The following is a 15,301-nucleotide window of genomic DNA, read 5'->3' on the forward strand; positions in this document are numbered from 1 at the left end:
TTCTAGCTCTGGTAGGCGCTGGCCTGGAGGCCGTAGAGGTCGGCGTAGATGCCCTGGCGGTCGATCAGCTCGTCGTGGGTGCCCTCCTCGACGACCAGGCCGTGGTCCAGGACGTAGACGCGGTCGGCGTAGCGCACGCTGGCCAGGCGGTGGGTGATGAGCAGGACGGTGCGCCCGTCGGCGTGGGCGCGGATGCGGTCGAACAGGGCGTGCTCGGCCCGCGCGTCGAGGGCCGCCGTCGGTTCGTCGCAGATGAGCAGCGGGGCGTCGCGGTAGAAGCCCCGCGCGACCGCGATGCGCTGCCACTGGCCGCCCGACAACTCCTGGCCGTCTTTGAAGCGGCGGTCGAGGAGGGTGCGGTAGCCGTGGGGGAGCTCGTCGATGACCTCGTCGGCCCCGGCGACCCCGGCGGCCCTCACCACGGCCGGTTCGCCCTTGTTCAGGCCCATCGTGATGTTGTGGCGGGCCGACAGCGGCCAGCGGGTGTGGTCTTGGGCGATGACCGCGATGCGGCCGCGCAGGGCGTGGGCGTCGACCGTGGCCAGGTCGACGTCGTCCCAGCGCACACTGCCCGAGTCGGGCTGGTAGAGCCCGGCCAGGATCTTGGCGAGGGTGGTCTTGCCCGAGCCGTTCTCGCCGACGAGGGCGACCACCTCGCCCCGGTCGATGTGGACGGACACGCCCTTCAGCGCCGGAGTGTCCTTGCCGGGGTAGCCGAACACGACGTTCTCCGCCGTGATGCGGGCGAAGCCGTCGGGCGGGGCGCCCGAGCCCGCCATGACCGGCGCCTTCTCGGTGGCGCTGCAGAAGTCGATGAAGTCGGTGAAGTAGAGGCCGTTCTCGTAGCTGCGGTTGACGGCGTACAGGAGCTGCTGGAGAGCACCCTGCCCGGTGCGCACGGCCAGCACGGCGGTGCCCGCGACGGCGAGCGGCACGGAGCCCGAGGCCAGCAGCAGGCCGAGGGCGACGAAGACCAGCGCGGTGCCGACGCCGCCGAGCGCCTCGCCGACCAGGCGGGCGACGGTCTGGCGGCGGGCCAGGTCGACCAGGGCGTCCTGCTGGGTGCGGGCCACCATGTCGTAGACGCGCAGCAGGAAGCCGCGCATGGTGAACGAGCGCACCTCGGCGGCCGTGTCGCGGTCGGCCAGCAGTTCGCTGACGATCCACTTGCGGCGGTAGGTCGGCAGCAGCGACAACATCGTGGCGTAGCTCATCCGGGCCGACCGGACGGTCGACCACGCGTCGGGCAGCACCGCGAGGAAGAGCAGCGGCAGCAGCACCGGGTGGAGCACACCCAGCACGCCGCCGACCGCGACCAGCCCGATCGCCGCGGTCAGCACGTCGATCGCCGACCCGACCACGTCGTCGGAGGCCCCGACGCCGCGCATGCGGACCCGCTCCAGCGTGTCGTGGAACTCCGGGTCGTCGAACCGTACGAGGTCGACGCTGGAGGTGAGCCCGTAGAGGCGCTCCTCGGCGATGCGGAGCACCTGGGGTTGCAGCCGCGACTGCGCCCAGCCCGCGCCGGCCGAGAACACCGAACGCAGCACCGCGGCGGCGCCGACCAGCAGCAGGGCCGGGAGGGCGTCGCGGACCCGCTCGGGGGTCGGGCCGGCGGCGAACAGCGCCTCCAGCACCCCCGTGGTGGCCAGCAGGCCGAACGCGGTGAACACGCCGCTCAGCAGGTTCAGCACGACGGTGGCGACGGTGTCGCGCGGGCTGGCCTGCCAGGCCATGCGGAAGGACTGGACGAAGAGGGCGGGTAACCGGCGGGCGACGGTGAAGAAGCCGACGTGGCTCATCTTGTCGTCGTGGGCGTGCCACTTGTGCGTGGTCAGGTCGGAGAAATCCGGTAGGTCATCGCTTTCCGACGGGTCGTCCCTGTCGACGGGGGTGACGCTCATGCCGTCAGTGTGCGCCCGTCCACCGACAAAGAGACATCGAGATCTGGGCACGTTCCGGAATTGATGCGACACTTCCTGTGACGATCCACCCCCCGCAGCTCACGCGAAGGCGACTCCCGAGGGCCGATGACCACTGAGATCTCCCACTCGATCGCCGTCGAGGGCAACCTCCCCCTGGAACCCAACGCGTTCGTGGGACGCGAGCCCGACGTCGAGGAACTCCTGCAACTGATGACCGCCACCCGGGTCGTCACCCTCTGCGGCGTGGGCGGGATCGGGAAGAGCCGCCTCGGCCTGCGGGTCGCCGCCGAGCTCGCGCGCGACCTGCCCGACGGCGCGTGGCTGGTGGAGTTCCCCGAGGGCACCCGGCCCAAGGAGACCGTCCGCCGCATCGCGTCGGTGCTGGGCGTGGAGGGCGAGCCGGGGCGCGACCTCGGCCTGGCGGTCGCCGAGGTGTTCGCGGGGCGCAAGGCGGTCATCGTGCTCGACAACTGCGAGACGGTGGTCGAGGAGTGCGCGCAGCTCACCCGGCGGCTGGCCGAGCACTGCCCCGAGGTGCGGGTGCTGGCCACCAGCCGCGAGCCGCTGCGGGTGCCGGGCGAGACCGTCTGGCGGGTGCCGCCGCTCGCGCTGCCGCCCGACCACAACGCGGGCGCGGCCGTCGTCGGCGGCTACGAGGCGGTCCAGCTGTTCCAGGACCGCGCGGCCTCGGCCCGGCCGGGGTTCACGCTGACCGACGACAACGCGCCCGACGTGTCGCGGTTGTGCCACGCGCTCGACGGCATGCCGCTGGCGCTCGAACTGGCCGCCGGGATGACCCGGGTGTTGTCGATCCCGCAGATCGTGGCCCGTCTCGGCGACCGGTTCCGGCTGCTGTCGGCCGGCGACCGCACCGCGCCGCCCCGGCAGCGCACCCTGCGGGCCACCGTCGACTGGAGCTACGACCTGCTGACCGAGCCCGAGCGGGTGCTGCTGCGCCGGGCCACGGTGTTCCGCTCCGGCTGGACGCTCCCCATGGCCGAACTCGTCTGCGCGGGCGGCCCGGTCGAGGCGCCCGACGTCCTGGGCCACCTGACCGCCCTGGTCGACAAGTCCCTGGTCGTGGTCGACGGCGAACTCGCCGGCGAGGCCCGCTACCGGCTGCTCGACACCATCCGCCAGTACGCCGCCGAACAACTCGACGGCCCCGACGAGGAGGCGACCCGGCGGCGGCACCGCGACTTCTTCGTCGCGTTCGCCCGCGACTGGGAGATCGCGGTCGACGCGGGATCGTGGCCGGCGGTGCACCGGCGTACCGAACGGCTGGAGCGGCTGCAGAGCGACCTGCGGGCGGCGGTCGAGTGGTCGGTCACCACGGGCGACGCGGCGCCGATGCTCCAGGCGCTGCTCGGGCTGCGGTGGATGCTGCTCGGCAGCGGCCGGTTCCAGGCCGAGCTGACCCGCTGGGTCGACCGGCTGCTGGAGCTCGCGCTGCCCGACGTCGACCCGGCCACCCACGGCCGGGCGCTGGCCTTCACCGCCAACCTGCTGTCGAACACGGCCGACTTCGCCGCGGCCCGCGAGCGGGCGCGGCGGGCCCTCGACCTGTGCCGGCAGGCCGGCGACCGGCTCGGCGAGGGACAGGCGCTGCTCGTGCTCGCCATCAGCGACGGGTCGCAGCCGGCCGAGAAGCGGCTGGAGGAGTCCATCACGATCGCCCGCGCCATCGGCGAACGGGTGCTGGAGGCCGAGGGCCACGGCACCCGCGCGTTCCTCTCGCTGGCGCAGGGGCGGCTGCGCGAGGCGCAGCGGTCGGCCGAACGACTCGTGGCGCTGGCCACCGAGCTCGACAACCACCTGGCGCTGGTCATCGGCCTGTCGGGGCTGGGCCAGACCGCCCGCCGCCGCGGCGACCTGCAGGCCGCCCGCCACCACTTCACCCGGGCGCTGCGCATCGTGCGCACCTTCGACGCCCGCCAGTGGCTCATCTCCTGCCTGGCCGGGCTGGGGTCGGTGGCGCTCGACGCGGGCGACCTGCCCGAGGCCCGCCGCCGCCTGGGCGAGGCGCTGCGGCTCGGCCGCGACGCCGGGTTGCGCATGCAGTCGGCCCGCCGCCTGGAGACCTTCGCCGCGCTCCACCTCAGGCAGGGCGACCCGCGCCGGGCCGTGCTGCTGTCCGCCGCCTCCGCCGGGTTGCGCACCGGACGGCCGGGGGCCCGCGTCGAGAACGTGCTGACGCCCGCTCGCGACGCCCTGGGCGAACCCGTCGTGGCGGCGTTGTGGGCCGAAGGGCTCGCGTTGCCGTTCGACACGGCCGTCACGCTCGCGCTGGAGGAGTCGGCGGGCAGCCCGCCGCCCGTCGTCGCGCCGGTCGCGGTCGTGCCGCAGAGCACGCTGACCGCCCGCGAGCGCGAGATCGCCGAGCTGGTCGCCCGGGGGCTCAGCAACCGGGCCATCGCCGACGAGCTCGTCATCAGCCAGGCGACCGTCGCCCGTCACGTCGCCAACATCCTGGCCAAACTCGGTTTCACCTCGCGCACCCAGGTCGCCACCTGGGTCGTCGAGCACGGTGTGTAGACGCCGCACGGCGTCCCTTCTACACATGCACCTGCGCACATTCGCCGATGTGAGGGCAACCCCCGCCGACCTACGGTGAGTCCGTGGTCCGGTGCGGCGACTCCGTGGCCGTCACCAGGCCCGCGAGGGCGGATGCCTTCTGAAGCCGGACGTCAGGGGGGGCATCTGGAAACGGCCGCGTGTCCGTCACGCCGGTCGAGGTCACCTCGGAGGGGTGGAGACCGAGACCGGGGGCACGTGGCCCGCGGGCCCGGGTCGCGCAGGACCCGGGCCCGTCCACGCGCATGCGGTTACACACCCTGCTACACACATATGCGGATTCCCGCCGGAGAACCTGACCCGTACGGTCACGGACATGGAGTCAGGGGTCACCGGCGCGGTGTTCGGACGATCCGCGCTGTGGGCCGACCGGCCGGCGCTGATCGATTTCGGCGAAGGCCGGGCCGTCAGCCACGGGACGCTCGCCGCGACGGTGAGGAGGGCTGCCACGGGGCTGGTCAGGAGGGGGACCCGCCCCGGGCAGACCGCCGCCGTCTGCACCGACGGCGTGAGCGGGCATCTGACCGCCGTCTTCGCGGTCGTCGCGGCCGGTGGGGTGGCGCTGCCGCTGGGCGTGCCCGACCCGGCCGAGCTGCTCGCCCACGACGTGCGGCTGATGTTCACGGGAGAGAGGCTGGCCGCCGAGGCGGTCGCGGCGGCGGAGGCGTCGCGGGTGCGGCAGGTCGTCTCCTTCGGCGGCGGCCCCGGCGCGACCGAGTTCGAGGTGCTGCTCGGGCTCGACCCGCTGCCGCTGCCGGTCGCCGCCGCGCGCAGCCCGGCGGTCGTCGCGGAGGAGGGCGAGCTGAGCCACGACGGCTTCACCGAGGCGATGGCGCTGCTCGACGGGCACGTCAGCCTCGACGAACACGACGTCGTGCTGGTCGACTGGCCGCCGTCGGGCTCGGCCGACCTGGCGGTGCTCGGCGGTCTGGCGTTCGCGAAGGGGGCGGTGCTCGTCACGGGCGGCGGACGGGAGCTGGGGGTGACGGTGGCGGCCGTCGTGGAGTGCGGGAAACGGGGGCTGCGCCGTATATAGAACCGTTGCTTGACGGGGCGGCTCCGGTGGTGGGTTGATGGGCTGCCATTTCACACCCGGAGGTCGGCCGCGATGAGGCGACGATGGACCGCGGTCGCCGCGGCGCTGCTCGTTCTGGTGACGTCGTGTTCGGGCGAGGCGGCGGAGACGCCCGAGCCCTCCGCGAAGCAGCGTGTCGAAGTGTTCTCTTGGTGGACGGGCTTAGGCGAGGCCGACGGCCTCAAGGCGATGCGCACCCTGTTCGAGAAGCAGAACCCCGGCTTCACGTTCGTCGACGCGGCCGTCGAAGGAGGGTCGGGCGACCAGGCCCGCGCCCTGTTGGCGAGCAAGCTGCAGGCCAACCAGCCCCCCGACACCTTCCAGGGCCACGCGGGCGCCGAACTCCAGGGCTACATCACCGCGGGCAAGCTCGAACCCCTCAACTTCCTGTACGACGAACTGAAGCTGCGCGACGCCTTCCCGCCCCAGCTCGTCGAGCAGATCTCCGTCCACGGCGAGATCTACTCCGTCCCGGTGAACATCCACCGCTCGAACGTCCTGTGGTTCAACCCGCGGATCCTCAAGGCCGCCGGGGTGACCGGCGCCCCGCGCACCATCCCGCAGTTCCTCGACGCGCTGGCCAAGGTGCGCGACACCGGGAGGATCCCGCTGGCCATCGGGCCGCAGTGGACCGTGGTGCACCTCTTCGAGTCGGTGCTGCTGGGGTCGCTCGGGACGCGGACGTACAACAAGCTCTGGACCGCCGACGCCGACTGGAACAGCGCGGCGGTGAAGAAGGCGCTGACCGACTTCGCGGCGATCCTCGCGATGACCGGGCCGCCGCAGGCCGACTGGCAGCCGGCCGCCAAGCAGGTCGCCGACGGGGAGGCCGCGTTCACCGTCATGGGCGACTGGGCCTACAGCTACTTCCACAACAAGCCCGACGGCGGGCTCGGCAGGACCTCGAAGACCGACTTCGACTGGGCCGCCTCGCCGGGCACCGAGGGCACCTTCATGTGGTTGTCCGACAGCTTCACGCTGCCCCGCGGCGCCCCCAACCGGGAGGGCGCGGTGGCCTGGCTCAAGGTGGCCGCGAGCAAGGCCGGGCAGGACGCGTTCAACCCGCTGAAGGGCTCGATCCCGGCCCGCCGCGACGCCGACACCTCGCTCTACAAGAACTATCTGGCCTGGAACCTGGGCGAGTGGTCGCGCGACGAACTGGCCGGGTCGATCCAGCACGGCGTCGTCGCCAACGACGGCTGGCGGGCGGCCATCAACGACGCGGTCGGCATCTTCATCGACGACCCGGACGTCGCGGAGTTGCAGCGGGCGCTCGTGCTGGCGGCAAAAAACAGTGGCCAATAGACCGGTTTGTCATAACATCGCCCGGTGAGTGTGGTTGACGACCGGGGCGCGACCTTCGGTGAACTGTTCCGGATCGGCGAGTTCCGCGCGCTGTTCGGCAGCCAGCTGCTGCTGACGCTGAGCGAGTCGGTCAAGATGCTGGCGTTCTCCGTCATCGTCTACGACCGCACCGAGTCGGCCGGGTTGTCGGCCATCTCGTGGATGATCGGCTTCCTGCCGATGATGCTCGGCGGCCTGTTCCTGTCGTCGGTCGCCGACCGCGTCCGGCCCCGGGTGCTGATGATCACCGGGGAGTTCACGCGGGCCGTGGTGTGCCTGCTCCTGGCGTTCGCCGGGCTGCCGGTGTGGGCGATGTTCGCGGTCGTCCTGGTCACCGGCGTGCCGACCGCCGTGTTCATGGCGGCCCGCAACGCGGTGCTGCCCGACATCCTCGACGGCGACCGGTTCGTGCTCGGGCGGGCCCTGTTCACCATGACGGGCGCCGGGGCGCAGATCGCCGGGCTCGCGGTCGGCGGGGCCATGCTCGCGCTGACCGGGCCCGAGTGGGCGCTGCTGATCACCGCCGGGCTCTCGCTGGCCGCCGTGCCGATCGTCCGGTTCGGCATCGTGAACCGGCCGGCCCGCGCGGTCAAGGACGGCACCGGCGCGGTGCGCGCCACGCTGCGCGGCAACTGGCAGCTGCTGAGCGACCGGACCATCCGAGGGCTGCTGCTGGCCGGGTGGATGCCGCTGATGTTCATGGTCGGCTCGGAGGCCGTGTTCATCCCCTATCTGACCGAGATGGGGCAGGCCGGGGCGGCCGGGTTCGTGCTGGCCGCGACGGCCGCCGGGATGGGCTTCGGGGAGTTCGTCGTCGGCCGGTTCGTGTCGCCGGCGAACCGGGCCAGGCTCGGGCTGCCGCTGGTCGCGCTGATGGGGCTGCCGCTCATCGGGTTCCTGACCGCGCCGGGACCCTGGTGGGCCGGCACCCTGGCGTTCCTCGCGGGCAACGGGCTGGCCTACCAGCTCATGCTGCAGCGGCCGTTCGTCGACGCGGTGCCCGAGGCGCGGCGCGGGCTGGCGTTCGGGCTGCAGGGGTCGGGGATGATGACCGTCCAGGGGCTCGGGGGAGTGGTGGCCGGCGGCCTTGCCGAACTGGTCGACGTGCACCACGCCATCGCGATCTGCGGCGGGCTGGTGCTCGTGTCGGGGGCGTTGTTGTGGCGGCCGCTCAGCCGGCCCGCCCGCGAAGGGGTCTAGTCACCGCTGCGTGGCGTGGAGGTCGGTCTCGATCCTGGCGGCGCCGGCGAGCAGCGGGGGCAGCAGGTCGCGCCGGGCCGCCTCCAGTGAGGTGCGGCTGGCGTGCGACGACAGGTTGACGGCCGCGACGACCCGGCCGCCCCGGTCGCGGACCGGGACCGCGATGGACCGCAGGCCGTCTTCGAGTTCCTGGTCGACCAGGGCGTACCCCTGCTCGCGGACCTCGGCCAGCACCGGGCGGAGTTCCGCTTCCGAGGTGAGGGTGCGGTCGGTCATCCGGACCAGGTCGGCGCGGGCGAAGTAGGCGTCGAGGTCGCACGCGGGCAACCCGGCGAGCAGGACGCGGCCCATCGACGTGCAGTGGGCCGGGAAGCGGGTGCCGATCGCGATGGTGACCCGCATGATGCGGGTGGTGGGCACCCGGGCGACGTAGATGATGTCGGTGTCGTCGAGCACCGACACCGACGCCGACTCGTGCACCTCGCCGACGAGCCGTTCGAGGTGGGGGAAGGCGACGTCGGGCAGCGACAGGTTCGACAGGTAGGCGTAGCCGAGTTCGAGCACGCGGGGCGACAACGAGAACAGCCGTCCGTCGGTGCGGACGTAACCGAGGTGGACCAGCGTCAGCAGGAACCGGCGGGCCGCCGCCCGGGTGAGGCCGGTCTTCCTGGCTACCTCACTCAGGGTCAGTTCGGGTGAGGATCCGTCGAAGGCGCGGATCACCGACAGGCCGCGTGCCAGCGACTGCACGAATTCCTCAGCCATAGTCCGGCACTCTAGCGCCTCGTATCGTTCTCATAACGAACCATTGTTCTGTTTACGACCGATATGCCATCGTTCGCCAGACAAACCAACGTTCGGATAGCGAACCTGGGTGGCCTGAACCCCAAGGAGGGTCACATGTCCCTGCTGGACCCCAAACTCTGGACCGGTCGGATCTACAGCGGCGGCTGGGTCACCTCGCAGGCGGGCGAAGCGGCCGTGGTCGAGCCCGCCACCGGCGGCGAACTCGGCCGGATCGGCGTCGCCGGGGCCGACGACGTGCGGGCCGCCGCCCGCAGGGCCGCCCAGGCGCAGAAGGACTGGGCGGCGACCAACTTCGAGGAGCGCGCCGCCGTGCTCCGCCGCGCGGGCGCCCTCTTCGAGCAGTACGCCGAGGAGATCCACCACTGGATCATCCGGGAGACCGGCTCCGTACCGCCGAAAGCCGGCCTGGAGACCCACGTCGCCGCGCAGGAGTGCTTCGAGGCGGCGGCCCTGGCCTCCGGGACGACCGGCGAGATCCTGCCCACCAACCGCAAGCGGCTCAGCCTGGCCCGGCGCGTCCCGGTCGGCGTGGTCGGCGTGATCGCGCCCTTCAACGTGCCGCTGATCCTGGGCATCCGCTCGGTCGCGCCCGCGCTCGCGCTGGGCAACGCCGTCGTGCTCAAGCCCGACGCGCGGACCGCCGTCTCGGGCGGGGTGGTGATCGCCCGGGTGCTGGAGGAGGCCGGGCTGCCCGAAGGGCTGCTGCACGTCCTGCCGGGCGGCCCCGAGGCGGGGGAGGCGCTGGTCGCCGACCCGCTGGTGCCGGTCATCTCGTTCACCGGCTCGACCGCCGCCGGACGCAAGGTCGGCGAGGCCTGCGGACGCCTGCTCAAGCGGGCCCACCTGGAGCTCGGCGGCAACTCGGCGCTGATCGTGCTCGACGACGCCGACCTCGACCTGGCCGCCTCGGCCGGGGCGTGGGGCTCGTTCCTGCACCAGGGCCAGATCTGCATGACCACCGGCCGCCACCTCGTGCACGCCTCCCTGGCCGACGAGTACGTCGAGCGCCTCGCCGCCAAGGCCGACCACCTGCCCGTGGGCGACCCGGCCACCCAGCAGGTCGCCCTCGGGCCGCTGATCTCCGCGGGCCAGCGGGACAAGGTGCACGCCCTGGTCACCGGCAGCGTCGAGGCGGGCGCGCGGCTGGCGGCGGGCGGGACGTACGAGGACCTCTTCTACCGTCCGACGGTGCTCGCCGGAGCGGGCCCCGCCTACGACAACGAGGTGTTCGGGCCGGTCGCCCCGGTCATGCCCTTCCACACGATCGAGGAGGCGGTGGCCCTGGCGGGCGACAGCGAGTACGGCCTGTCGCTCGGCATCCTCAGCCGCGACGTGATGAAGGCGATGCACCTGGCCGAGCAGATCCCCACCGGGATCGTGCACATCAACGACCAGACCGTTGACGACGAGGCAGTCGCGCCCTTCGGCGGGCTCGGCGCCTCGGGCACCGGTTCGCGGTTCGGCGGACCCCGCGCGAACGCCGACGCGTTCACCCACACTCAGTGGGTGACCGTCCAGGGTGACATCGCTGCTTATCCGTTTTGACCGATCTTGTAGGTTCGGGGGTCATGAGAAAGAACGGCTGGTTGTTGCTGGTCGCCGGGTTCGTCCTGGCCGCCCTCAACCTGCGACCGGCGCTCGCCGGAGTCTCGCCGCTCCTGGGCGAGATCATGTCCGACCTGTCCCTCTCCCCCGCGGCGGCCGGGGCCATCACCACCATCATGTTGTTGTGCCTCGGCCTCCTGGGCCCGCTGGGCCCGATCCTGTCCTCCCGTCTCGGTCTCGACCGCACCCTCATGGCGGGCATGCTGCTCCTCATCGCCGGAGTCGTGATCCGCAGCTCCGGCGGCGTCGTCACGCTCTACCTGGGCGCGGCGATGGCCGGCACCGCCATCGCGTTCATGAACGTGATCATGCCCGGCCTGGTCAAACAGCACTTCCCCGACCGGGTGGGCCTGTTCACCGGTCTCTACGTCAGCAGCCTGGTCAGCGGCGCCGCCCTCGGCTCGGCCGTGATGGTGCCGCTCGCCCAGGAGATGGGCTGGCGCTGGGCCGCCGCCACGACGGCGATCTTCGCCCTGATCTCGGCGATCGTCTGGTTGCCGCAGGTGCTCCGCACCCCGACCCCGCCGCCCCCGCAGGCGCCGCGGCCCTTCCGGGCGCTGATGAAGCGCCGGGTGACCTGGTACGTCGCGACGTACATGGGCGTCCAGTCGATGACCTTCTACATCATGCTGGCCTGGCTGCCCACGATCTTCACCGACGCCGGGCTCAGCGCCGACGACGCCGGATACCTGCTCGGGCTGACCAACGTGGCCCAGATCGCCGCCACCCTGACCGTGCCGATTCACGCGGGGAAGGCGAAATCGCAGGTTCCGCACGTCATGTGGGCGGCCGTGGTCACCATCGTCGGGTACGTCGGCGTGTTGTTCTGGCCGACCACCGTCCCGTGGTTGTGGATGATCGTGCTCGGCCTCGGCCAGGGCGCCTCGATCGCGCTGGCGCTGCTGATCATCACGCTGCGCGCCCCCGACCCCCGCTCGGTCACCGCCCTGTCGGCCGTCGCCCAGTCGACCGGCTACACCCTGGCCGCGATCGGCCCGGTCGTGATCGGCGCCATCTACCAGGTCAGCGGGGGCTGGACGGTTCCCCTGGTCGTGGGGCTCGGCGTCTGCGGCGTGCAATTGGTGTTGGGTTATCTCGCCGCACGTCAACCGCACGGCACCTGATCTTCACCTCACCCCTTTACCGTCCGGCCCATGAGTCTCACGCGCAGAGGCGCGATCACCGTGCTCGCGGCCGGAACGGCCGCCGGCGCCCTGATGGGCACCACCCCCGCGTCCGCCAAGCGCCGCTTCGGCGACGTCACCGTGATCGGCCACCGGGGCGCCAGCGCCGTCCGTCCGGAGCACACCCTGCTCTCGTACGAGGCGGCCATCGCCCTGGGGGCCGACTACATCGAGCCCGACCTCGTCTCCACCAAGGACGGCGTGCTCGTCGCCCGGCACGAGAACGAGATCGGCGGCACCACCGACGTCTCCACCCGCACCGAGTTCGCGGGCCGCCGCACCACCAAGGTCATCGACGGCCGCCCGATCACCGGCTGGTTCACCGAGGACTTCACCCTCGCCGAGCTGAAGACGCTGCGGGCCACCGAGCGCATCCCCGACCTGCGGCCGAACAACGCCGCGTTCAACGGCCTGGCCGAGATCCCCACCCTGGAGGAGGTGATCCAGCTGGCGCAGCGCCACGAGGTCGGCATCTACCCGGAGACGAAGCACCCCACGTACTTCGACTCCATCGGCCTGTCGCTGGAGGAGCCGCTCCTGGACGTGCTCGACCGCTACGGCTGGCGCCGTTCCGGCGACCCGGTCATCATCCAGTCGTTCGAGGTCGGCAACCTGAAGGCGCTGCGGCCCAAGACCAAGCTCAAGCTGGCCCAGCTCATCGACGCCGCCGGCAAGCCGTTCGACACCGCGACCCTCACCTACGACCAGATGGTCACCCGCGAGGGCCTGCGCGAGATCCGCACCTACGCCGACGGCATCGGCGTCAACACCCGCCGGATCCTCCCGGTCGGCCCCGACAACCGCACCCTGCCGCCGACCACGCTGGTGCGCGACGCCCACCGCGAGGACCTGATCGTGCACGCCTGGACGCTGCGCAACGAGAACGCGCAGCTCCCGGCCGACTACCAGTTCGGCAACCCGGCCAGCCCGGCTTTCCCGCGCGCGGTCGGGAACGTCATGGGCTTCGCGGCGGCGCTGTTCGAGCAGGAGATCGACGGCATCTTCGCCGACGACCCCGCGATGCCCCGCGCGGTGCTCAGCTCGGACAAGTGACTAGTCGAGCGGGCGCAGCTCGTCGGCGTAGCTCACCGACTGGCGGCGCATCATGCCGTCGTCGCTGATCGAGTACTGACCGAGCCGCCACAGGGGCGGGGAGTAGGCGTGGATCGACACGCTGCCGTGCTCCGCCCCTGTCAGGCGGTGGATGTGGTCGGGACCGAAGCTGAAGGAGGTCCCGGCGCGCACGCTGGTCTCCAGGTGTTCGCCGCCGATGCGGGGGTTGGCCTCCACCAGCGTGCCCCGGACCACGTTGACCGCGCCCGACGAGACGTCGTGGTCGTGCCAGCCCGTGTCGTCTTCGGGCCGCCAGCACAACAACCAGACGTCGACGTAGGCGTCGCGGTAGAGCGAGGCGTAGTGGCGTCCGCCGTCCTCGGAGCCCTCGAACGACAGGTGCTCCTGCCAGAGCTCCGGCTTGACGGCCAGGTCGTCGACGAGTTCCCGCAGCTCACGCCGGTCGAGTGGGCGTGGTGGCAGCGACTCGAAAGGGGCCGCGGGACAGGTGCCCGGCACCGGGATGGTGGGCGTGCTCATGAGGACGGCTCCTTTCGTGTCAGCAATCTGGCGGGATTCGCCACGGTGATGGCGTGCCGGGCGGCCGGCCCGAAGTCGAGCACGGGCGCTTCGGCGTAGGGGCGGTCGGACCCGTTGACGACCACGTCGATGCCGAGCTCCCGGACCACCGCGTCGACGGCGCGGGGGCCGTAGGACGAGGTCTCCACGAACACGGCCGGATCGACGAGGCCGCGGCCCGAGCCGCCGCGGGTGATCTGGCGTTCGGCGTGCAGCGGCGCGAGACCGGCCAGCAGCGCGAAACAGACTTTGAGCCGGGGGTGCCGGGCCCGGCCGAACGCCTGGAAGGCGTACCAGGCGGCGTGCATCTGCTGCACGTAGGGCACGACGGCGGGCCACCATGGCGGGGTGCCGGGCGCCGAGGCCGGTCCGGGATGGACGAAGAGCGGGCGCTCGCCCAGGGCGTCGAGCAGCGGCGCGACGCGGGCCAGCCCCTGTTCGTCCTGGATCGCCGTGGCCGGGAGCTGGAGGCCGACCGCCCCGGCGGCGAGCGCCTCTTCGAGCTTCGGCACGGAGACGTCGGTCACCGGCGCCGCCGCCCAGAAGCCGAAGGGCTCCGGGAGGGCCGCCATGCCCTCGTGGAAGGCGTCGATCAGCGGCCACGCCTCGTCGGGCGGGAGGTGCTCGATGCCCAGCGGGCTGGACAACGAGACGAGTGCGAGTTCGAGCGCGGAGTTCAGCTTGGCGCGTGCGGCCGGGTCGTGGTCGGCCGGGTTCACCTCGTAGGCCGGTTCGCCGTCGAGCAGCAGGGTCCAGCCGTCGAGGCGAGGGTTGGCGGTCCTGGAACGCAGCGCGTCGAGAAAAGGCGCAGGCCAGAGGTGCTGGTGCACGTCCACAGCCATCTCCGCCTCCTCCAACCCGAATTCCCTACTCATAATACAGGTATATCGATCTGAGGCTAGTGAACCGCTTCACTGATTCGCTTAAGTGAACCGTTTCACCCCATATGTGTCAAGTAGGCTGGATCGATGCCCCAACGGAAGCGAGCGACGATCCGTGAGGTGGCCCAGGCGACCGGCCTGTCCACCGCCGCCGTCAGCTACGCACTACGGGGGCTCCAGGTCTCCGAGGAGACCATGCACCGGGTCCGCCGCGCCGCGGCCGAGCTCGGCTACGAGGCCGATCCCAACGCGCGGGCGCTGGCCAGCGGGCGTACCGGGATGATCGGCGTGCTCTGCGGCTCGCTGGAGGACCTCTGGCAGCAGTCGCTGGCCGTCGGCATCGGCCGGTCGCTGCGGGAGAAGGACCACTACGGCCTGATCCTCGACGCCGCCGGCGACCCCGACCGCGAGCGCACCCTGGCCCGGCAGCTCCGGGGGGTCGACGGGCTGATCGTCCAGCCGGTCGACCCGGCCGCGCCGTTCTGGGCGGGAATCGCGGAGGACATCCCGCTGGTCACGATCGGCGACGCGCTGAAAGAGGCCCGCACCGCCGCCGAGGTGGTCTTCGACAACCAGAGCGGCGTCACCCTCGCCCTCGAATACCTGGCCGGACGCGGCCACCGGCGGGTCGCGGTGCTGACCCCGACCCTGGCCGAGACGCCCGACCGGCCCGCCGACCGCCTGGTCACCGCCGAGGCCGCGCGGCTCGGGCTGGAGGTGACGGTGGCGACCTGCCCCCAGGGACTCGGCCCGGCGGCCGAGGCGGCCCGCGCGGTGTTGCGCGACCGGCCGAGCGCGGTGTTCTGCTTCTCCGACTCCATCGCCTACGGAGTCCTCAAAGCGGCCGGTGACCTCGGTCTCTCCGTTCCCGGAGACGTCTCCGTCATGGGCTACGACGACCACCCGATGTCGGAGCTGCTCGGCCTGACCACGGTGAGCTGGGATCTCGACACGATCGTCCGGTCGGCGGTCCGGCTCGTGCTCGGCGCCGCCGACGGGACACTGCGCCGGCGCCGGGTCGTCCAGAAGCCGACGCTGCGCGAACGAGGGTCGGTCGCTCGCCGCTGACGGGGT

12 protein-coding genes are annotated in these 15,301 nt (G+C 72.1%); 8 read left to right on the forward strand and 4 right to left on the reverse strand.

Translation table 11 applies throughout. From position 1 onward, the window contains the following. Nucleotides 1–2: 2 nt before the first annotated feature. Nucleotides 3–1,904: an ABC transporter ATP-binding protein gene (locus QSK34_RS27790; protein WP_285588162.1), complete on the reverse strand. Its 1,902-nt coding sequence runs from the start codon at nt 1,902–1,904 to the stop codon at nt 3–5. Nucleotides 1,905–2,030: 126 nt separating this feature from the next. Here QSK34_RS27790 and QSK34_RS27795 point away from each other — a divergent pair, with 126 nt between their 5' ends. The 4 genes from QSK34_RS27795 (at nt 2,031) to QSK34_RS27810 (ending at nt 8,118) form a co-directional block, all read left to right on the forward strand. Continuing rightward, nucleotides 2,031–4,460 (forward strand): ATP-binding protein, encoded by a 2,430-nt coding sequence (locus tag QSK34_RS27795; RefSeq protein WP_285588165.1) that lies wholly within the window; start codon nt 2,031–2,033, stop codon nt 4,458–4,460. Nucleotides 4,461–4,815: 355 nt separating this feature from the next. Continuing rightward, complete coding sequence (locus QSK34_RS27800; protein ID WP_161481893.1) at nt 4,816–5,535, forward strand: AMP-binding protein; 720 nt, start codon at nt 4,816–4,818, stop codon at nt 5,533–5,535. Between the two features lie 72 nt (nt 5,536–5,607). Next, nucleotides 5,608–6,879 carry an ABC transporter substrate-binding protein gene (locus QSK34_RS27805; RefSeq protein ID WP_285588168.1) on the forward strand — a complete coding sequence of 424 codons (1,272 nt, stop codon included), beginning with the start codon at nt 5,608–5,610 and terminating at the stop codon, nt 6,877–6,879. Between the two features lie 24 nt (nt 6,880–6,903). Continuing rightward, nucleotides 6,904–8,118, forward strand: coding sequence for an MFS transporter (locus tag QSK34_RS27810; RefSeq protein WP_285588170.1), 1,215 nt, complete (start codon nt 6,904–6,906; stop codon nt 8,116–8,118). On the opposite strand, the gene QSK34_RS27815 is transcribed toward QSK34_RS27810, so the two are convergent. Continuing rightward, nucleotides 8,119–8,883: an IclR family transcriptional regulator domain-containing protein gene (locus QSK34_RS27815; protein ID WP_285588173.1), complete on the reverse strand. Its 765-nt coding sequence runs from the start codon at nt 8,881–8,883 to the stop codon at nt 8,119–8,121. Between the two features lie 135 nt (nt 8,884–9,018). On the opposite strand from QSK34_RS27815, the gene QSK34_RS27820 reads away from it, so the two are divergent. Genes QSK34_RS27820 through QSK34_RS27830 form a run of 3 tightly spaced genes read left to right on the forward strand, consistent with a single transcriptional unit; the run spans nt 9,019 to nt 12,767 of the window. Beyond that, a complete protein-coding gene (locus QSK34_RS27820; protein ID WP_285588175.1) occupies nt 9,019–10,470 on the forward strand; it encodes a benzaldehyde dehydrogenase in 1,452 nt (483 codons plus the stop codon). Nucleotides 10,471–10,493: 23 nt separating this feature from the next. Next, entirely contained in the window at nt 10,494–11,654 is a 1,161-nt protein-coding gene (locus QSK34_RS27825; RefSeq protein WP_161481898.1) for a CynX/NimT family MFS transporter, read from the forward strand. A gap of 30 nt (nt 11,655–11,684) precedes the next feature. Next, entirely contained in the window at nt 11,685–12,767 is a 1,083-nt protein-coding gene (locus tag QSK34_RS27830) for a glycerophosphodiester phosphodiesterase (protein WP_285588177.1), read from the forward strand. Here QSK34_RS27830 and QSK34_RS27835 read toward each other — a convergent pair whose 3' ends face one another. Beyond that, nucleotides 12,768–13,307 (reverse strand): cysteine dioxygenase, encoded by a 540-nt coding sequence (locus QSK34_RS27835; RefSeq protein ID WP_285588180.1) that lies wholly within the window; start codon nt 13,305–13,307, stop codon nt 12,768–12,770. Next, the gene (locus tag QSK34_RS27840; RefSeq protein WP_285588182.1) at nt 13,304–14,188 is read right to left on the reverse strand and encodes an amidohydrolase family protein; all 885 of its coding nucleotides are present in this window, start codon (nt 14,186–14,188) and stop codon (nt 13,304–13,306) included. Before QSK34_RS27840 ends, QSK34_RS27835 begins: the two co-directional genes overlap by 4 nt. 126 nt (nt 14,189–14,314) lie before the next feature. On the opposite strand from QSK34_RS27840, the gene QSK34_RS27845 reads away from it, so the two are divergent. Then, nucleotides 14,315–15,295, forward strand: coding sequence for a LacI family DNA-binding transcriptional regulator (locus QSK34_RS27845; protein ID WP_285588184.1), 981 nt, complete (start codon nt 14,315–14,317; stop codon nt 15,293–15,295). Nucleotides 15,296–15,301 lie beyond the last annotated feature (6 nt).

The sequence above is a fragment of the Herbidospora sp. NBRC 101105 genome (assembly GCF_030269205.1).
Taxonomy (GTDB): domain Bacteria; phylum Actinomycetota; class Actinomycetes; order Streptosporangiales; family Streptosporangiaceae; genus Herbidospora; species Herbidospora solisilvae.